This window comes from Paenibacillus sp. Y568 (assembly GCF_059445545.1).
In genome coordinates, this window is sequence record NZ_JCAIUM010000009.1 from 166,894 (window position 1) to 185,726 (window position 18,833).

19 protein-coding genes and 1 pseudogene are annotated in these 18,833 nt (G+C 39.7%); 15 read left to right on the forward strand and 5 right to left on the reverse strand.

Annotated features, from left to right (window positions below; translation table 11 throughout):
• The first annotated feature begins 196 nt into the window (after positions 1-196).
• Together AC1D7X_RS14635 and AC1D7X_RS14640 are read left to right on the forward strand one after the other, a co-directional pair.
• Entirely contained in the window at positions 197-478 is a 282-nt protein-coding gene (locus tag AC1D7X_RS14635; protein ID WP_495454904.1) for a hypothetical protein, read from the forward strand.
• A 263-nt stretch (positions 479-741) separates the two neighbouring features.
• Entirely contained in the window at positions 742-3,120 is a 2,379-nt protein-coding gene (locus tag AC1D7X_RS14640) for a GH36-type glycosyl hydrolase domain-containing protein (RefSeq protein ID WP_495475509.1), read from the forward strand.
• A 131-nt stretch (positions 3,121-3,251) separates the two neighbouring features.
• On the opposite strand, the gene AC1D7X_RS14645 is transcribed toward AC1D7X_RS14640, so the two are convergent.
• Positions 3,252-4,280, reverse strand: coding sequence for a PHP domain-containing protein (locus AC1D7X_RS14645; RefSeq protein WP_495475510.1), 1,029 nt, complete (start codon positions 4,278-4,280; stop codon positions 3,252-3,254).
• 232 nt (positions 4,281-4,512) lie between these two features.
• On the opposite strand from AC1D7X_RS14645, the gene AC1D7X_RS14650 reads away from it, so the two are divergent.
• Positions 4,513-5,541 (forward strand): LacI family DNA-binding transcriptional regulator, encoded by a 1,029-nt coding sequence (locus tag AC1D7X_RS14650; RefSeq protein WP_495454907.1) that lies wholly within the window; start codon positions 4,513-4,515, stop codon positions 5,539-5,541.
• Between the two features lie 462 nt (positions 5,542-6,003).
• Here the strand turns inward: AC1D7X_RS14650 and AC1D7X_RS14655 are convergent, their stop codons facing one another.
• Positions 6,004-6,948 (reverse strand): sugar kinase, encoded by a 945-nt coding sequence (locus AC1D7X_RS14655; protein WP_495454908.1) that lies wholly within the window; start codon positions 6,946-6,948, stop codon positions 6,004-6,006.
• 366 nt (positions 6,949-7,314) lie between these two features.
• On the opposite strand from AC1D7X_RS14655, the gene kduI reads away from it, so the two are divergent.
• The 9 genes from kduI to AC1D7X_RS14700 all read left to right on the forward strand — a co-directional run bounded on the left by kduI (position 7,315) and on the right by AC1D7X_RS14700 (position 13,660).
• The gene (gene kduI / locus AC1D7X_RS14660; protein ID WP_495454909.1) at positions 7,315-8,145 is read left to right on the forward strand and encodes a 5-dehydro-4-deoxy-D-glucuronate isomerase; all 831 of its coding nucleotides are present in this window, start codon (positions 7,315-7,317) and stop codon (positions 8,143-8,145) included.
• A 31-nt stretch (positions 8,146-8,176) separates the two neighbouring features.
• Positions 8,177-8,824, forward strand: a complete 648-nt coding sequence (locus tag AC1D7X_RS14665) for a bifunctional 2-keto-4-hydroxyglutarate aldolase/2-keto-3-deoxy-6-phosphogluconate aldolase (RefSeq protein WP_495454910.1) — start codon at positions 8,177-8,179, stop codon at positions 8,822-8,824.
• A gap of 33 nt (positions 8,825-8,857) precedes the next feature.
• Positions 8,858-9,634 (forward strand): 2-dehydro-3-deoxy-D-gluconate 5-dehydrogenase KduD, encoded by a 777-nt coding sequence (gene kduD, locus AC1D7X_RS14670; protein ID WP_495454911.1) that lies wholly within the window; start codon positions 8,858-8,860, stop codon positions 9,632-9,634.
• 12 nt (positions 9,635-9,646) lie between these two features.
• The gene (locus tag AC1D7X_RS14675; protein WP_495454912.1) at positions 9,647-10,096 is read left to right on the forward strand and encodes a NanQ anomerase/TabA/YiaL family protein; all 450 of its coding nucleotides are present in this window, start codon (positions 9,647-9,649) and stop codon (positions 10,094-10,096) included.
• 118 nt (positions 10,097-10,214) lie between these two features.
• Entirely contained in the window at positions 10,215-10,889 is a 675-nt protein-coding gene (locus AC1D7X_RS14680) for a hypothetical protein (protein ID WP_495454913.1), read from the forward strand.
• A 99-nt stretch (positions 10,890-10,988) separates the two neighbouring features.
• Positions 10,989-11,096: a YjcZ family sporulation protein gene (locus tag AC1D7X_RS14685; RefSeq protein WP_495454914.1), complete on the forward strand. Its 108-nt coding sequence runs from the start codon at positions 10,989-10,991 to the stop codon at positions 11,094-11,096.
• A 107-nt stretch (positions 11,097-11,203) separates the two neighbouring features.
• On the forward strand, positions 11,204-11,728 hold the full coding sequence (locus tag AC1D7X_RS14690; protein ID WP_495475511.1) for a GNAT family N-acetyltransferase: 525 nt from the start codon (positions 11,204-11,206) through the stop codon (positions 11,726-11,728).
• A 207-nt stretch (positions 11,729-11,935) separates the two neighbouring features.
• Positions 11,936-12,856, forward strand: a complete 921-nt coding sequence (locus AC1D7X_RS14695; protein WP_495475512.1) for a prenyltransferase — start codon at positions 11,936-11,938, stop codon at positions 12,854-12,856.
• A 39-nt stretch (positions 12,857-12,895) separates the two neighbouring features.
• Entirely contained in the window at positions 12,896-13,660 is a 765-nt protein-coding gene (locus tag AC1D7X_RS14700) for a DUF6081 family protein (protein ID WP_495475513.1), read from the forward strand.
• A 127-nt stretch (positions 13,661-13,787) separates the two neighbouring features.
• Here AC1D7X_RS14700 and AC1D7X_RS14705 read toward each other — a convergent pair whose 3' ends face one another.
• From AC1D7X_RS14705 to AC1D7X_RS14715, 3 genes and pseudogenes are all read right to left on the reverse strand, one after another.
• Entirely contained in the window at positions 13,788-15,203 is a 1,416-nt protein-coding gene (locus tag AC1D7X_RS14705) for a helix-turn-helix domain-containing protein (RefSeq protein WP_495454918.1), read from the reverse strand.
• Positions 15,204-15,470: 267 nt separating this feature from the next.
• Positions 15,471-16,319: pseudogene (locus tag AC1D7X_RS14710) on the reverse strand (glycosyl hydrolase).
• On the reverse strand, positions 16,307-16,555 hold the full coding sequence (locus AC1D7X_RS14715; protein ID WP_495475514.1) for a hypothetical protein: 249 nt from the start codon (positions 16,553-16,555) through the stop codon (positions 16,307-16,309). The pseudogene AC1D7X_RS14710 and the gene AC1D7X_RS14715 overlap by 13 nt, the downstream one beginning before the upstream one ends.
• A 175-nt stretch (positions 16,556-16,730) precedes the next feature.
• Here AC1D7X_RS14715 and AC1D7X_RS14720 point away from each other — a divergent pair, with 175 nt between their 5' ends.
• The 3 genes from AC1D7X_RS14720 (at position 16,731) to AC1D7X_RS14730 (ending at position 18,814) form a co-directional block, all read left to right on the forward strand.
• The gene (locus tag AC1D7X_RS14720) at positions 16,731-17,012 is read left to right on the forward strand and encodes a YesK family protein (protein ID WP_495475515.1); all 282 of its coding nucleotides are present in this window, start codon (positions 16,731-16,733) and stop codon (positions 17,010-17,012) included.
• A gap of 214 nt (positions 17,013-17,226) precedes the next feature.
• The gene (locus AC1D7X_RS14725; RefSeq protein ID WP_495455289.1) at positions 17,227-17,877 is read left to right on the forward strand and encodes a response regulator transcription factor; all 651 of its coding nucleotides are present in this window, start codon (positions 17,227-17,229) and stop codon (positions 17,875-17,877) included.
• A gap of 1 nt (position 17,878) precedes the next feature.
• Positions 17,879-18,814: a sensor histidine kinase gene (locus AC1D7X_RS14730; protein ID WP_495475516.1), complete on the forward strand. Its 936-nt coding sequence runs from the start codon at positions 17,879-17,881 to the stop codon at positions 18,812-18,814.
• The last annotated feature ends 19 nt before the right edge of the window (positions 18,815-18,833 follow it).

The following is an 18,833-nucleotide window of genomic DNA, read 5'->3' on the forward strand; positions in this document are numbered from 1 at the left end:
TATTATTTTCGGGAATATAATCTATCCTTCGACAACCCATACTGTTATACTCAATGGATATATCTGCAATTAAATCGTATACAGAATAAGCAACTATAGGGGGATATGTACGTCATCTACGAATATATTAGATCGTACTATTGGAATCATTGAGATTGTATGGGATGCTAAAGCCAATTCGGAAGATTTCGATAGAGTGACCAGTGAGGTTCAGGCCCTCGCACAAGAACTTGGGGGTAGTTTTGATGTTATTGTGGACGTGAGAAGTGTAAAACTATTCATGCCAGAATCCCAAGCCAAACTTGTCGAGCATCAAAAGGCTTTAAAGAACTTTGGAATGAGACGGGCTGCCGTTATTGTTGCAGGTACTATAGCCAAAATGCAGCTTAAACGAACAACAAGAGAATCATTACATACTACTGAAACACACTGGGAGAATTATGAAGAAGGATTAACATTCTTGAAAACGAACCGGTAGACTTAAGTGAAATATTTATAAAGAAAGTCTAACGAAGATCATGAAAAAGCCATGAATACTCAACTCATCGTTGGGGTTCGTGGTTTTATTTGTTGCATGATTACGAATAAGTCCTGATGCGAAGGGTGCAATATTGTTTGAAGACAGGTATAATTTAGGGGATTTACATCCATGAAATGAAAGGGTAATCATTGATCATTCGTTGAGTTAAATGGACTTAATAATAATTTTCTCTAAAATACTAAATAAAGAGGTGTACGTTGATGATAAGAGCAACTGAAAATAATGAATATGTTGAATTGACGAGTCCTACAGTTCTTCCAAAGGCTTCAGGTTTTTTGTGGAATGAAAATATGATGATACATATGAATTGTCGTGGGTATGCTGTGGCACAATTTATGCAGCCGGAACCTGGAAAGTACTCCTATGCACCCAATTTGGAAGCCAAGACGTTCATGCAACCTGAGCAACCTTATTATGCGCATCATCCTGGCCGTTTCGTGTACGTGAAGGATGAAGTGAGTGGTGAAATTTTCTCTGCACCGTATGAGCCTGTTCGCGTACTCCCTGATAACTATACATTTTCTGTAGGGAAACATAACATTGTCTGGAAAATTGAAAGTAATGATATCCTGATCGAAATGAGTCTGAGTTTACCTAAAGAGGATCCAATGGAACTGTGGCGTGTGAAAGTGACGAACCTTTCGCAGACGAAAAGGAAGTTAAGTATCTATCCTTATTTTACCGTAGGCTATATGTCATGGATGAATCAATCAGGCGAGTACAAGGAAGATCTGCAAGGGATCGTGTGCTCTGCGATTACGCCATATCAGAAATATCAAGATTACGATAAGATCAAAAACCTGAAAGATAAAACATTTTTGTTAGCAGAGCAAGAGCCTTTCGCATGGGAAGTGAACCAAGAGGCATTCGAAGGAGAAGGGGGTATTCATAACCCATCAGCGATCCAAAATGAAGCATTGTCCAAAGGGGAATCCCGCTATGAATTGCCCGTTGCTGCCTTGCAATACAGAATCGATCTGGATCCGGGTGAGGAACAAGCCTATCGGTTTATATTTGGTCCAGCTAGAACAGAGGAAGAGATTGCTCAAATCCGCCAAAGCTATTTCTTAGATAAGAATGCTAGGGGTGAGGATGGTTTTGTTCTGGCTGAACGGGAATATGCTGAATACATACAGGAAGGCAGAGGATGTATTGAGATTACAACGCCAGATGCGGATCTCGATCAATTCGTGAACCACTGGCTACCGCGCCAAATGTATTATCATGGTCAGACCAACCGTCTCTCAACGGATCCTCAGACTCGGAACTACCTTCAAGACAATATGGGAATGAGTTATATTAAACCCCAGATAGCAAGAAATGCTTTTCTAACAGCATTAAGCCAACAAAAAGCAAACGGATCCATGCCGGACGGCATCATTCTGTACGAAGGTGCGGAGCTGAAATATATTAACCAAGTCCCACATACGGATCATTGCGTGTGGTTACCGATCTGTTTGAGTACCTACTTAGATGAAACAAATGATTATACGGTATTGGATGAAATGCTTCCTTTTGCGGATAGTGTGGAAACCGAATCTGTCTTCGAACATATCAACCGTGCGATGCACTGGCTTATGAACGATCGGGATGAGCGAGGGTTGAACTTTATTAATCAAGGCGATTGGTGTGACCCCATGAATATGGTTGGCTACAAAGGAAAAGGGGTTTCCGGGTGGCTAACGATTGCTACATCATATGCCTTTATGATATGGGCTGATATCGCTAGTAGAAGTGGCCGATCCAATATTAGCGAGCAATTCTTAGTGGCTGCGGAAGAGACGAATGCTGTAGTGAATCAGTATTTGTGGGATGGAGAATGGTATGCACGCGGCATAACGGATGACAATGTTGTATTTGGGATTAGTGAAGATAAGGAAGGTAGAATATTCATTAATCCTCAAGGATGGGCATTACTCAGCGGTGCTGCGGATGAATTGAAGCAACAGAAGCTGATTCAGGCTGTTGAGGAACAGTTGGAGACTCCGTATGGTGTGGAGAAGCTAGCGCCATCCTACACAGTGATGCGAGAGGATGTTGGGAGAGTAACGCAGAAACACCCGGGAACGGCAGAGAATGGAGCGGTATATAATCATGCTGCGGCATTTTATATTTATGGGCTCTACGCTGTAGGAGGGAAGGATAATGCGTATCGTCTACTTCGAAAAATGATTCCAGGGCCAGACTCAGAAGATATCATTAGACGAGGTCAATTGCCTGTATTTATACCCAATTATTATCGTGGTGCTTATAGACAATTTCCGGATACCGCTGGGCGATCCAGTCATTTATTTAATACAGGGACGGTTCCTTGGGTGTATCGCTGTTTAATTGATGGTCTTTTTGGATTACAGGGCAGTCCAGAAGGAATTCATATTAAGCCACAACTACCTTCTGAGTGGCAAGAGGTTACTGTTAAGCGGTTGTTTAGAGGAGCAGAACTGCATATCGATATGAAGCGAGATGCCGAGGTTACAACAACCGAAGTATATGTGAATGGCAAATATATAGAAGATGGCATCATCAAGGACCTGCAACAAGATGTCGTATATAACGTACTGGTTAAAATTCCGAAGTGAAAATAAATAAGTAGTCCCTCCATTTCAGGATATTCTTCCTCGATCTTTTGAAGGAAGAGTATCCTGTTTTGCTATATTTAACGTACAGTTTATTCACACATGTATTTATCGTCTTCATAGGAATCCTGCTATTAAGATAGGGTAACAAGCGGAAGCGTTGAAGGTGAAGATAAGGGGACCGTGAGTCGCTGTTTATTTTTATAGTAGACGATTTCCTCATATCCGATTTGTTGAAGAAGTTGGATGGCATCATCGAGCATCGTTCCTAATTCATCCGGATAATGAGCATTGGAAGCGAGTGTAATCGGTACGTCATAATCTTTTAGAATAGTTAAAAATGAAGCACTTGGACCTATTTCCATGGCTGGATGGCGATAGGCTAACCCTGTATTTATCTCTGTAGCGACATCGGCAATACAGAGGGCAGCAGCTACATCGTTATAATGAACGGCTAGTTCCTCTTCTGGAGGTGTATGACTGAACATTGTGATATGATCCAATTGAGACATGAATTGAAAAATACCACTGTGTATCGCTTCAATGATAGTGTGATAATATTGTATATACAGCAAAGATGGGTCGTAACTCGCCAACTTATTCTGTACTTCGGGTTGATCCAACTTCAATCCTTCGTGAAAATGAACTGAACCGATGACATAATCTAACGAGTACGGTTCAAGAAGAGCCTTCAATTTCTCCTGACTGCCAGGGAAATAATCAGCTTCAACCCCAATAGATAATTCTTCATAGAATCTTGCTGCATTCCGCATTCCCGTTAAATAATCTTCTATAGAGTAAGTACATACGAGGTCCAACCATTTTCGCTGCATTCTGCCTAGTGGACTATCATCAACCAACATGAATTCTTCGTAATAACCCTTGAACTCTTGGAAACGATACAAATGATCAACGACCCCAAATTGTGTAATTCCTTTCTTGCGTCCTTGTTCTAAGTATCTAGTAATCCAATCCTCTGAATAACATCCTTCTTTCATTCTGCGGGCTAAACTTCTACTGATATGTTCAATCCAGGCACGTGACTCGGGCTCTGTCGGATGGGCATGATTTCTTGAAGTTTGTTCTAGTGCTAATCCTGTACGTTTAAGCCATTCTAGGGAATAAGTTCCTTGTTCTAGATGAAAATGAAAGTCTATCTTCATAATGTCGTCTCCTTCATTTAACGTTCATCGGGGATGTGGATGGATCATAAATGTATTTTATCGGTTGATGATTAACGTTAGCTCATACAATTGTAAAAAAGATGTTAAATACGTCGAGTGAGGCTATAGGGGATGGTGTGTCCTAGTTGTTATGGTAAATTTACTAAAAAAAAGATATACTTTTATAAAGTTGTTTATGGTTTTCCTTTTAGGATAAGAAGGAGCTTAAGATATGAAGAAGTTAACGATTGATGATGTAGCACAGAAAGCAGGAGTATCTAAGAGCACTGTGTCACAATTTCTAAATAAACGATACAAATATATGAGTGACTCCACGAAAAAGAGAATTGAAGAAGTTGTGGATGAACTAAATTACAAGCCTAATGGGCTTGCCAGAAGTCTAAAGAATAATCGGACGCATATGATCGGTGTTATTGTGGCGAATATCGACTATACCCTATCAATCCAGTGTATTAGAGCTATTGAGAGCGAGCTTCAAACTCATGGCGTACAGGTCATTATTTGCAATGCAGATGAGAACCCGGAGAAAGAAAGTAAATATATTGAGATGTTGGTAGCTCGCCAGGTAGATGGATTGATTATTTTCCCAACGGGGAATAATGCTGCAGCCTATAGTCGACTTATCGCTGAGAACTTCCCAATGGTCTTTCTGGATCGACTTGTTGAGCAGGTCACGACACATAGCTTACTTCTAGATAATGAAATGGCTGTCAAAATCGGCATTCAAGAGTTGGTACACCATCACCATGACCGAATTGCGCTAATTACCTTGCCACATGAGACACATCGTATCACTCCAAGGGTGGAAAGATTGGGCGGATACAAGAGAGCGATGGATGAATGTGGCCTTACGGTCAGAGAAGAATATATCCGAAGTGTCCCGAAGGAAGATATCCAGAAGACGATGGAGCAATTGCTTCGAATGCAGGAACCACCTACGGCGATCCTTGCAGGTAATGATATCGTGCTCGCTGAGATGTTGAAATACTCCAGTTCACATAATATACAGATTCCTGAGGACATATCGGTTATGGGTATAGATGATGCTGACTTTGCTCATATTTATAACCCGAACATTACAACCATCGGCCAACCAACTTACGATATGGGCAAGCAAGCCGCCAAAATATTACTTCAATGCATCGAAGAGACGGGCACAGCAGTGCCGATCATCTATCGCTTCGTCCCACAATTACACAGAGGAAAGTCTGTTAAGACCATAGAAGCAGATATGAACTAGGCGAGTATGTACTAGGACATATCTGAATATATTTTAAATGATAAAAGAGTGTTTAGGCGGAAGGTTGTTTCTGCTCAAACACTCTTTAATTTTATGACCTTGATCCTACTAATGATCCAACATCCAACATCCAACATCGAGCATCGAGCATCGAACCAACAAGAGTTCGCACGGTACTAGGGGATAAGTTACTGGAGGTTTCCCCGTTATAGTAGAATACGAGTCGCTGTGGTGGATACCATCCGAATTAGCAGGATAACCTCCAGCTAATGTGACTTAAATTGCACCAAGTGTGATACAAGTAATAAGTTACTGGAGGTTTCCCTGCATAGTGGCGTATACGAGTCGCTATAGCGGATACCATTCGATTTAGCAGGAGAAATTCCAGCTAACGTGACTCCCACAGCGCCAGAATCTTGATTTAGCATCCCTACCTATTATTTACTAGTCTTAATTAGTTAGTTACTTCTTCATAAATGTCTCTAAACCCTCACGAGTAGGCAATCCATCGCTATCTCCAGGTGACATGACCGCAAGTGCACCGATTGCATTTCCACGTTGTGTTGCTTCCTCAAACGAAAGTCCATCAAGCATCGCACTGACAACACCTACAGCAAATCCATCACCAGCACCAACGGTATCAACGACTTCTGCAACAGGGAATCCTTGTACATATCCTTCTTGATCGGCTGTTTTATAGTAAGCTCCTTCAGCACCTAATTTAACGATGACGAGCGAAACGCCACGGTCTAGATAATAGGAAGCAATATCTTCTGGTTTCTCCAATCCAGTTAATGTTCTACCCTCACTAATTCCTGGAAGGAACCAATCGCATTGGGTAGCTAGCTCGTTAATGGTACTCACCATCGTTTCCGTATCAGCCCATAATTTAGGACGAAGATTAGGATCGAAGGAGATCGTCTTTCCTGACTTCTTCATGAACTTCATAGCATGGATAGAGAATTCGCGACATTCTGGAGATAAGGCTGCGGGTATGCTCGTCATATGCATATGTCTGGCTGAAGAGAAATAATTCTCATTGAAATCAGAAACATCTAATTTAGATGCAGCCGAATTCTTACGGAAATATTCTACAACAGGATCGCCTGTAAGAACTTTAGATTTCACTAACATCCCCGTCGGATAGTCTTCTGTAAATGCTACACTTTGGGTATCAATCTTCTCTTTGTTTAGAGCGTCTATGATGAATCTACCGAAGTTATCTTCACCTAGTTTGGTTACTAGACCCACATGCAATCCTAAACGGGACAATCCTGTCGCTACGTTCGTTTCTGCACCTGCAAGTGCTTTGGAAAAAGAGTTGCTCTCATGCAGTGGTCCGGGTTCATTGGCATAAAACATCGCCATAGGTTCTCCAAAAGTAACTACATCCAAATGAGTATTCATTATAAATGCCTCCTTATCGTATTAGATCAACAAAGTACTTCCTGTTTATCCATCGCAAAAAAAGTTTAGTAATTCGATTTATGAAATCGCATTCAAAAATGCTCATTTAGAAATTATCACATAAATCGGTTTTTAACAATAACATTTCCTGCTGTTGACGACTTTAAATAAATAAATCAATTCTTATTTCATGAAAATATCCTTGAAATATAAGGGGTTTATCATATATGCATAAATAAATAAAAATAATATAGTGAAAAATGATATTGACTAATATGACTCTTATAATTAGTATTTCAAGTGTAATCACAAAAAATATTTATAAAGTTTACTAAACTTTTAATTAAACAGGAGGAATTTGTTGCTATGGAAAAACGATATGCTACTCATCCTGAACAAGCGAAGTCTTTTACTACGGAAGAATTACGCAGTCATTATCTGGTTCAGGATTTATTCGTTCCAGATGAAGTGAAATTGTGTTATACGCTTGAAGATCGAATGATTACTGGGGGGATTCTACCCGTAAATGGACCTGTCCGTTTAGAAGGATATGATGAGATTAAAGCGGACTATTTCTTACAACGCCGTGAATTGGGTGTTTTTAATGTTGGCGGCAGTGGTAAGGTGACGGTGGATGGCGAGTCGTATTCATTAGAACTGAAAGACTGTTTATACATCGGATTAGGGAATAAAGAGGTTATGTTTGAAAGCGATTCAAGTGAAAATCCAGCTAAGTTTTATGTGGTTTCCGCTACAGCACATAAGACATATCCAACTCAAAAACAATCGTTCAAGGATGTACCAGCAGAAACCTTAGGTACACCAGAGACCGCAAATAGTCGTGTTCTTCGCAGATATATCCATGAAGACGGTATTCAGAGTTGTCAATTGTGTATGGGTATGACAGCACTTCAAACAGGTAGTGTATGGAACTCCATGCCGACACATGTTCATGATCGCCGTAGTGAAATATATTTCTACTTCGAATTGGACGAACAAGCGAGAATGTTCCATATGATGGGCGAGCCGACGCAGACAAGACATATCGTTATGAAGAATGAGGAAGCTGTTATTTCTCCTCCATGGTCTATTCATTGTGGAACAGCGACGAACAATTATACATTTATTTGGGCAATGGCAGGAGAGAACTACACGTACAAAGATATGGATGCCGTAGCGATGGACGAGATTCGCTAATCTTTTTGAATAGGGGAGGGACGTACACGAAATGAAGAAAATCAGAGTTTTACAAAATATTTCATCGGTTGGAGTTGTTGCTGTTATTCGAGCAGATACGGCCGAAGCAGCGGTGCAAATGTCTGAGGCTTGTATTGCGGGAGGCCTTAATAACATCGAGGTAACCTTCACAACACCTGATGCAGATCAGGCTATCAAGATTCTTGCTAAAAAATATGGAGATAAGGCGGTAATTGGAGCGGGTACGGTACTTGATCCATTAACAGCTAGAATTGCTATATTGGCTGGTGCTGAATTTGTGGTGAGTCCCTCTTTTGAAGAAGAGACAGCTATGATGTGTAATCTGTATGGTATTCCTTATATGCCAGGTTGCTTGACTCTAAATGAAATGAAAGAAGCGTTGAAGCTGGGAGTTGATGTTCTTAAATTATTCCCAGGTAGCGCCTTCGGACCTGATTATATCAAAGCTATTAAAGGACCTATGCCTCATGTCCAGATCATGCCAACAGGGGGCGTAGATCTGAACAACATGGAACAGTGGATTCGTAATGGTTGTATCGCAGTGGGTATTGGTGGGAACTTAACAGCACCTGCCAAAGATGATCGTTATGACCTTATAACTGAACTAGCTGCACAGTATGTAGCCAAATTTCAAGAGATCACAACTTCAAATAAATGAAATATCACCATTAGCCATTAGGAGGAACATAGTATGAATTTAAATGAATTTTCACTGGATTTTTTCAATTTAAAAGGTAAGATAGCGATTGTTACAGGAGGAAATACAGGTCTAGGTCAAGGTTATGCAGTGGCATTAGCGAAAGCGGGGGCAGATCTATTCGTAGTTACTTATGATACGAACTGGGATGAGACGAGAGAAATGATCGAGAAGGAAGGTCGTAAAGTTGTTTTTCACCAAGCAGACCTTACGCAGAAAGAAGCCATTACTTCTGTTGTTAGTGAATGTGTAAAGGCCTTCGGCACGATTGATATCCTAGTAAACAATGCAGGAACGATTCGTAGAGCACCTCTACTGGAGTACAAAGAAGAAGATTGGGATGCTGTGATGGCAATTAACCTAGACTCCGTGTATTTCTTGAGTCAACAAGTAGCTAAAATCATGGTGGAGCAAAAGAGCGGTAAAATTATCAACATCGCTTCTATGTTATCTTTCCAAGGTGGCAAATTCGTTCCATCTTATACAGCAAGCAAACATGCTGTTGCAGGGATTACCAAAGCCTTCGCTAATGAACTAGCGATTCATAACGTTCAGATCAATGCGATTGCACCAGGGTACATCAAGACAGATAATACAGCACCTATTCGTAGTGATGAGGTTCGTAATCAGGAAATTCTATCTCGCATTCCTGCGGGCCGTTGGGCAGATCCATCTGACCTTATGGGCGTTGTTGTCTTCTTGTCGAGTAAAGCATCCGATTACATGAATGGACATATTCTAGCTGTGGATGGCGGATGGCTGGTACGCTAAGGGGGATATAAGATGATTGTTGATCGCTTAAGTTATCTTCTGGAACAGAATCCATTGGATTCAAAGATTCATCAAGGAGTGCAATTCCTTAAAAAAACGGATTTCTCGGAACAGTCCGTTGGTGTTCATCAAGTTAATGATGATATCTTCTATGTTGTTGCTGAATATGAGACGAAGAATGAAGAAGAGTGCTTCTGGGAAGCCCATCAGAAATATCTGGACTTTCATTATATAATTGAGGGTAGCGAGCAGATCGGCTATGAGCAGATTGATCGTCTTACGGTAAAAGAAGCCTACAATGAAGATAAAGATGCTGTATTCTTCACTGGAGAAGTCAACTCTGCTGTAGCTGTATATGCAGGAGATGTATTGGTATGTTACCCCCAAGATGGACACATGACTGGGATTGCTATTCAGGAGAAAGTCCTAGTTAGAAAAGTAATATTAAAGGTTAAGATATAGTTTTGATGATTGGCGGCACTTAGGTGTCGCTGTTTTTTTTGTTGCTATAAAAAGGTGATACGAGGTTGTATGATGATATAATGATCTAATCTAGATTAACAAAAGGTGGGTGATATAATTGAGGAAGAAAATCGGCTGCTTACATGCGCATTATTCCAATATTGAATATGTAGAACAAGCACTTTCGGAGTATGACGTTGAATTAGTTCATTTTGTAGATCCTGCGTTAATGTATCGTGTTACAGTTGATGAGAGTTTCCAACGTGCAGATGCCGAGGATAAGGTGAAAGAGCAACTAGAATGGATTGCACGTAGCAAAGTGGACGCTATTCTTATGACTTGTACAAATTATATTGCCATGTTGCCAGAAGACACATCGTCGATATCATTACCTATTATTAAAATTGATGAACCCTTCTTTCATCAAATTTGCGACATCGAGCAATCTCAAATGATTCTTTTTACGAATCCAGCAACAGTAGAGGGAACTATGAGGCGTCTTCATGACTACGCTAACCGTGTAGGGATAACGCTGGATGTGGAAGTGATCGTCATTCAAGATGCTTTTGACTACATCATGCAAGGTAAGAATGAAGAGTATAATCTTAAAATAACGGAGTACTTACATGAGGTAATTAAGAATGAGGAGAGGGTCATCTCCGTTGCTCAATTGTCCATGGTGGAAGCCGCTGAACAAATGAAACATATGACTTCACGGACGATTCTTAATCCATTAGAACCATTAGTTTCGGCTATCGTAAATGAATTAGAACTGGACAAACATAAGCCTTAATTACGGGACATTTGCAACAATTCATTGCCGATTAGCCCTCTCCATCATGAACATACTGAATATGCTATGATGTATTCTAATTCAGAGGAGGAATGAATCATGAGTGGAGTTGGAGGGTTCGGAGGATTAGGTTTAGGCGGATCTACAGGTGCGATTTTAGTCCTCTTTATATTATTAGTTATTATCTCAAAAGCATTTATCTTATAATAAAACCATTAGATAAACAGGCGAAAAACGGAAGTCGATATGGATATCGACCGAAGTTTTTTGCCTAGCTCTATTTTCACTAACTTTCGATGGAGGACATGAATGCAATGATAATGAATGAATCAGTAAATGAGAGGGTATTAGCCTCTCAAGCAGAATTAAAGGATACACAAGATATCATGGATATCCTCATTGGGACCGCTAAATGGTTGCAAAGTAAAGATTCCACGCAATGGAGTGGTCTATTGCAGGGAGAAGATAGTCATGACATGGTGGGGTCGATTTCGCGTGGTGAGGTGTATGCTTTTAAAGAGAATGGTAATTGCGTCGCTACTGTCATTCTTAAGCAGGGAGTAAGCGAATGGGATCGGGGTTTGTGGGGAAAGAACGAAGCACATTCGAACACTGCTGTGTTTGTACATAGACTGGCTATTCATCGTGGTTACGCTGGAAAAGGCCTTGGCGCAGATATTATGCGTTGGATTGAAAGTGGAGCCCAATTTGCTGGTAAGGATCGAATTAGACTCGACTGTGTGAGTGATAATGCAATTCTAAATTCCTTTTATAGCCAATGTGGGTACGAATATAAGGGTGAAGTCAACGGATTTAGTAAATATGAGAGACTTCTGTAGTCATAATAATAACCATCATGTTGATGTGGGAAATTATCGCAACAAGACAAAATTCAACAATATATGATATTCTTTAATTGAAGATAATAATTCAAAGATCCGTCTACGATATGTTGTGTAGGCGGTATTTTCAAGTTTATTGTAAAGAAGATAGATGGACAAGCTGACCTAGTTTGGACAGTATCTTAAACAGAAGGAGGCTATGGTTTGAACAAGTTCAGACAGTTCTTGAAGGCATCACGTGCTTCGATTGTTATGGTTATGCTGGTTCCAGTTGCATTAGGGGCGATTGGAGGCTGGGTATGGGATGGCATGTTTAATGGTTGGTTGTTCCTCTTAACACTCTTAGGATCAGGTCTTGCACACCTATTTTCCAATATGATTAATGATTTGTGGGATTATAAGAATGGTGCAGATACCGTTGCGAAGGAAGAGGTAGATGCGATAACTAGTCACTCTGGCTACCTGACAAATGGCATGTGGAGTGTTCGTGTCTATACGATCGTAACTTGGGCGTTATTCGGGGTAGCGATATTATCTGGCGTTATTCTAAGCCTCTTTAGTGGTTGGTGGGCATTAGTTCTCGGTCTTCTCGGCGGGTTGATCGCTTATTTCTATGTTGCACCGCCACTTCGATTAGGATATAGAGGAAAGGGTTATAGTGAAATTGCCATTTTGATTTCCTTTGGTGTCTTACCCGTGATGGGAGCTTACTATGTACAGACGTCACATATGGATGTCCGTGCCTTTGTTCTATCATTGCCGATAGGACTCCTTACCACGTTAGTATTATTTAATCATCATTTCTTACATTGGAAGCTAGATCTCCAAGCCGGTAAAAAAACATTAATCGTTGTATGGGGGGAAGCCAAAGCGCTTCGATTCTCCAAGATACTCCTACTCATCGCTGCTATTTCTCTAATATTAGCTATTCTAGTGGGAGCATTACCCTATTATGCGTTAATCGCTTGGTTGGCTCTGATACCGATATACGGTGTTTATGGTAAGTTGAAGGATCACAATCCATCAAGAGCTTATCTTCCATTAATGGGGGGCTCCGTACAAGCAACTACTCGATTCGGTTTCATCCTTATTGTGGTCATGATTATTCAAGGGATTATTGTTTAATATTAGAAATATCAAATCATATGAGATGAGGGACTTAAGATGGAACAACAATGTGTCATTGGTGACTTTCATACGATTCTGGATGAAGGTCAAGTATGGAAAATGGGTGGATTCCCACTTCCAGACGGAACATTCTGGGAGTATCGTGAGCCAGATGCTGTCGTAATTGTACGTAATGGGATTCTGTATGCAAGAGCTACATTAAGTCGACAAAACGATCACATTCAGATTCTGGATAACGCCAAACATATGTATTACTCCGTGGATCCAGTAGAAGTACCTGAGACGGGTGAAGTGAGCTTCGAACTGGATATCCGTGCTCGTACACAGGATACAGCTCCGAATGACCTATACGATGGGTATGTCTCTCTGAATTTGTTGGACTTCACAACCGGTGCAGCGCTTGACTTCTTTGCTGGAAATGATAAGTATGCTAGTGTGTTTGGTATTCTTCCTTTTCCAGGTGTTGAAGTGCCTCCGTCTGACAAGACACGATACTTCTGCATTTTTAAAGAAGATACTAACTTTAAACCAAGAGAATTTAATACCTATAAAATCACTTACAATCGTGCTAAGGATGAAGCGGTATTCTATCTGAATGGCGTAGAGATCAGACGCGAAAAAAACATTCCAATCAAGTTAAATCAGTTCACGATTGCGCTTGGGATAATGACAGAGAAGGATTTATCGCCTGAGGGAAGTGTATCTGTCCATGGACAGACCGTTATTGCAGAATGGTCGCCTATAACCGTTACTACTTCGGTAGAATCAAAGGCGTCCAAAAAAGCGGAGTTAAATGAATAAGTAGAAAAGAATAGTATATATAAAAGAAGCTGTCCACGAAGTCTTTAAAGACTTCGTGGACAGCTTTTAGTTTGTTTAAACTCCCATTCCGTGAGAGAATAATGTTATTAGACCAGCTCCTAGAAAGCTAAACATCATTACTTGCGTCGCCATACGGACGTAAATTTTCTTCATGTTCCCACACCTCCTTACATATTCCACTATAGATTAATTTTTGTTCTTCGGTTGCATGTTGACGATTCATTTCGAATAACGACATGCTGTTCACCATACCATCTTTGTTATTTATAGTGAATGAAAGTCTAAAACTCTGCAGGATATTTTCTAGACCTTCTCTAGGAAGCCCTTTTTTAAAACAGTATAAAGCATATGTTTGGAAAAATACATGATAACGATAAGTGTAAAAAGGCTCCATATAGAAATATGAAGTGGATTCATGGCACATACCCTTTTTATGATCAATTCGATATTGTGCAATTTGATCTGTAAATATATCGAGATATTCGTCAACTGAAAGATTAACTCGATTAGCGGATTCAAGTAAAGTGGTCAAACCATATACAATTTCATTAGGTTGTTGTTGGAGGAAATTTAAGTATTCTACAATTCTTGTTAGATTTCCTTCTTTAATTTCAATGGATAATAAGTTAGCTTTAGCAAACATACTAAATTGTTCTATTTCCAGGGCATCCTTTTCATCTAATCCTTGAGACCATTGGATATTTCCATACTTCGGAATCCAATTCTTTGATTCTTCGAACATTCCACGATGCTCATAAGAACCCGCCTTAAACAAATGAGCCTGTCCATAGTAATATATTAGAGGACGAGCAGGTTTGAATTCAGGATCTTTCCACTGCAGCTGCTTTTGGTATACCGTATCAGCCAATTGACTCAGTTCATCAGAATAATTCTCGACATCATCCCATTTTTCTTTAACTGCAAACAGTTGAGTGAGCAATAATAGTCCGTCTAGAGCATAGTCATCGGGCAATCGATGACGATACGGAATGAACTGCATTGCAATCATGAAGCTCTTATGTCCATCTTTTCTATAAATCTGAAAGAGTCTATAATAACTAATTGCTAAGCGTTCCGAATGACTCAATTCTTCATGTTCAATAACGTTTTCGTACATGAGAGCAGCAGCATCGTGCTGACCGTGCTCAAACAAGAATTCGGCTATATCAAATATAGATGACTTCAAATTTATATCTACTAGATAACCTATAACTTTAGTGATACAACTATGATTCTTTAGCTCCGCACAACGTAGCATAAACACACTTAGATTATCATAGTGCGGAGGAGTAGTTACAAAAGACTCAACATATAAGTCGTATAAGTCACCTTCAGTGAGTCCCATACCAGAAGTAATGAGATCTAGTTGTCCAACGGATATAGATATTGGAGAGTTATCAGTCAATAAAGCACTTAATATTCTCGGGTCCATGTTGGAGGCTTCGGAGAACATGTGTAGGTCAATTCCTGATTGTCTTATATATTCTTCTATTCTTGATCGGATCGTAGTGGTATGTTCCATCAACTTAACACTCCCATGGTAAGACCTTCTAGTAATAAACCATATTTTAGTATATATATGAATTATAAGTTTTATTAGGATACGGGTCAACCTCTTATAATTGATCATAGGTATGTTTAAGTCTACCTATACGTGTATACGTCGCGTAGCTTGTCAAGTGTAATGACATAGGGGTGATCATATACTTTCTGAAGCGGAAGGGTACGAATCAACACTGATAATATCGACAACATCGTCACCAGGATACCATTCTGGTGATTCAGAATTTCATATCCAGATGAGGTTATTGATGTGATGAACATTTGTTAATCTATCATATAGAAGTCTATATAACTTTTTGGCAGGCTCTGGACCTTGGGCACCCCACCAGAACCATCCTCCTTCGGCTTCATGTAAGGGTCTCCAGAGGATAGGAATATTAGCATCTCGAAGACGTTTTAACTGTATAGCAATAGCATCAATATCACTCAGAATAAGCTTATATTCTTCTGACTCTGGGTTAGCTAAAGCTTGTTCAATGTTAAATGTTGTCCCTTCCGTATAGAAACCCTTATACCAAGGTTGTTCTTTCGAATTGATCAAGTCTGTAGGTGCATTCCATTGCCATGCAAGCGTCGATATTCCGCCAAGTTCATCCCATTGTATGATATTCTCCACTTCTCAAGATTTAGATCCATTAGCTACTCTAGTAGGGGAGTATTCGATAAGATCGAATCCAACCATAGCTGGAAGCTTACCATATTCAGCTTTGAGTTCTAGAGCATCTATAAGGTTCTGCTGTCCCGATAATATACGCTTACCATAGTTATCTATTAAAAATTGATGTAATGTTAATGCTTCCAATGAAGCATCGGGGTTAACAAGCGTATCGATGGCTTGATGCTCTGGTTTGGAAGATGTCTTTTGAATTTTGACGTAATCAATATCGTACCAACCCCATCCAGTCGTTAATGTGAATACATTATCTCCTTCTTTTAATTTAACTCTTCCATATTTCATTCCTGTGAATCCCATCGTAGGGGGCAATCTAATATCACCAAAAGGTTGATCGTTAAGCAATATCGTACTTTGTTTATCTTCATTAGGGCCGTTATAACCAATCCTCAACTGATACATTCCCTCCTTAGGGGCAATTTCTTCATGGATAGAGCATCCTCAGGTTGATCGAAGCTAGTCACATACCCGTGACCAGAGAAGTTAGCTGTTTGTTGACTTTTCTCTACCCCATTGAGAATGCCATCTTCTGCTTCAAACTTAAAAATAGGCGCTTCTCGGTTACTTAATAAATAACTCGTGATTGCTAAGGCGATAACGACAAGAGTTGTCGCTGTAATGATGGTCCACTTCTTCATAAATTGACCTCCATAATAAATATGCAATGGTTTAATCGTATCCTTACGAACCTAACCAGTATATGGAGGGATTATTCTTTTAGATGGCATAATACTTGGGTAATGAACTTTAAATTATCTAATTACTATAAAATACAATATAATGTTAATAATTCAAAGTGAGGAGTGTGATGGGTTGGAATTTGGGTTCATATATACAGTGACAGTTGTAGTCGCAATCTTAATTGTCTTTATGTTTGAGTACCTAGAAGTGAAGGGAATAGTTAAAAAGAATCTAAGTAAGTACATCTTCGTAGTAATTTTGATTGTATCCATATTCTTAGTCCCGATAGGTATATTAGTAGGACAATATGAAGGTCTTGGAATAAGTATGATAGGGATTTACTTATTTGTTACTTCGTTGTGTGCATTACTTGCTGATGTATTAATAAAGAAATTTCGTCGGAAAAATATATAGCTTCCGTGATTGTCTGAAAGCCTTCGATTAGGAAGGCTTTTGTTTGATTTTCACAAGTTAGGGTATTGATACGATCATCACACAACATTCCATATCATGGGGTGCTAATGTGTTAGAAGTGAGATACAATCTTGAATATAACAAGTCATAGAGAGGTGGGGATGAAGTGACTGAATCAATATTACTTGTAGAAGATGAGCCTTCAATAGCTGAAATGGTAGTGAGTTACTTGGAGAAGGAAGGGTTCTCTGTTGTTCATGCACAGGATGGGGAAGAGGCAGTACAGATTTTTGCCCAACAACCTTTCGATTTGATTCTTCTTGATCTGATGATTCCGAAATTAAGTGGGATGGACTTCTTAAGAATCATTAGAGATAAGAGTCTAATTCCGATTCTGATTGTATCTGCTAAAGATGGTGAAGTAGACAAAGCATTAGGACTTGGTTTTGGAGCGGATGACTATATTGCTAAACCTTTTTCGATGATAGAACTTTCTGCTAGAGTCAAGGCTGCGCTTAGAAGGGCGAGTTATCATAAGAATACTCCTGTTGATCAAAGAGTAAATATTGTTGAGATTCATGAGTTGACCATGGATATGGATAATCTAACGCTTAGCAAGAATGGACAAGAAATAAAGTTAACTTCTAAGGAGTTACACATACTCAAGCTTCTTATGGCGAATCCCAAAAAGGTATTTACCAAAGAACACATTTATCAATCGGTGTGGGATGAGCCCTATTATGGGGATGAGAATATCATTAACGTACATATGAGAAGATTACGAGAGAAGATTGAAGACCTCCCTTCAGAGCCAAAATATATTAAGACATTGTGGGGAATTGGCTATAGATTAGGAGATTTCTAGTATGATAATTCTACTTGTTAGTATTATTTTTATATTAGTGATAATCATTACATTTCAATATATAACTGCGAAGAGAAGAACAGATGACTTGAAATACTGTTACAGTAAACTAACGTCTATAGTGGAGAATGCCTCATCAGAGAAGCTCATGCGAGTGACGGACGATGTAACTATCCAATCGCTATTAACGGCGATGAACTTGTTGCTGGATGCTAACCAAGAGTTAACGGCAAATTATAAGCGAACAGAACTGGTAATGAGACGAATGCTTGCTAATGTCTCCCACGATCTTAAGACCCCATTAACCGTCGTTCTCGGGACGATCGAAGTGATTCTACATGACCCTAACTTAGATAAGGAAGAGCAAGAACGCCTATTAAAAATGCTTCATCAAAAGGCGCAAGAAATCGTTAAATTGGTTCATGATTTTTTTGACTTGGTTAAACTAGAGTCAGACGACCAAGATTGGGTAGTCACGCGTGTGAACATGAATGGGGTGTGCAAGAATAGTATTCTGTCATTCTATGACGTGATTCAATCCAATCATCTTCAACCTGTTATTGAAATACCAGAAGCACCGATATATGCCTACGCGAATGAAGAGGCTTTGGAACGAATATTGAATAATTTAATGGAGAATGCCATTCGATATGGATCCGATGGGAAAGTGATAGGTATTAATTTAAGAAGTGATGAAGCATACGTATATATCGATGTGTGGGATCAAGGGAAGGGGATTCACGAGCAACACCATGATCTTGTTTTTGAAAGAATGTACACGCTCGAAGACTCTAGGAATAAATCATTTCAGGGTAGCGGACTAGGTCTAACCATAACGAAAAGATTGGTTGAGCAGTTGGGCGGGCAAATACACCTTCATAGTAGTCCTTTTAAGAAAACAACATTTACCGTGCAACTTCGACGAGCTACATATTAGTATGCTGTTCATTCGTAAG

Bases quoted from the DNA above. Each gene is read 5' to 3' on its own strand.
- AC1D7X_RS14640 (WP_495475509.1), top strand. From the start codon at position 742: ATGATAAGAGCAACTGAAAATAATGAATATGTTGAATTGACGAGTCCT.
- AC1D7X_RS14685 (WP_495454914.1), top strand. From the start codon at position 10,989: ATGAGTGGAGTTGGAGGGTTCGGAGGATTAGGTTTAGGCGGATCTACA.
- AC1D7X_RS14690 (WP_495475511.1), top strand. From the start codon at position 11,204: ATGATAATGAATGAATCAGTAAATGAGAGGGTATTAGCCTCTCAAGCA.
- kduD (WP_495454911.1), top strand. From the start codon at position 8,858: ATGAATTTAAATGAATTTTCACTGGATTTTTTCAATTTAAAAGGTAAG.
- kduI (WP_495454909.1), top strand. From the start codon at position 7,315: ATGGAAAAACGATATGCTACTCATCCTGAACAAGCGAAGTCTTTTACT.
- AC1D7X_RS14665 (WP_495454910.1), top strand. From the start codon at position 8,177: ATGAAGAAAATCAGAGTTTTACAAAATATTTCATCGGTTGGAGTTGTT.
- AC1D7X_RS14645 (WP_495475510.1), bottom strand. From the start codon at position 4,280: ATGAAGATAGACTTTCATTTTCATCTAGAACAAGGAACTTATTCCCTA.
- AC1D7X_RS14655 (WP_495454908.1), bottom strand. From the start codon at position 6,948: ATGAATACTCATTTGGATGTAGTTACTTTTGGAGAACCTATGGCGATG.
- AC1D7X_RS14675 (WP_495454912.1), top strand. From the start codon at position 9,647: ATGATTGTTGATCGCTTAAGTTATCTTCTGGAACAGAATCCATTGGAT.
- AC1D7X_RS14730 (WP_495475516.1), top strand. From the start codon at position 17,879: ATGATAATTCTACTTGTTAGTATTATTTTTATATTAGTGATAATCATT.
- AC1D7X_RS14725 (WP_495455289.1), top strand. From the start codon at position 17,227: ATGGTAGTGAGTTACTTGGAGAAGGAAGGGTTCTCTGTTGTTCATGCA.
- AC1D7X_RS14705 (WP_495454918.1), bottom strand. From the start codon at position 15,203: ATGGAACATACCACTACGATCCGATCAAGAATAGAAGAATATATAAGA.
- AC1D7X_RS14650 (WP_495454907.1), top strand. From the start codon at position 4,513: ATGAAGAAGTTAACGATTGATGATGTAGCACAGAAAGCAGGAGTATCT.
- AC1D7X_RS14700 (WP_495475513.1), top strand. From the start codon at position 12,896: ATGGAACAACAATGTGTCATTGGTGACTTTCATACGATTCTGGATGAA.
- AC1D7X_RS14715 (WP_495475514.1), bottom strand. From the start codon at position 16,555: ATGAAGAAGTGGACCATCATTACAGCGACAACTCTTGTCGTTATCGCC.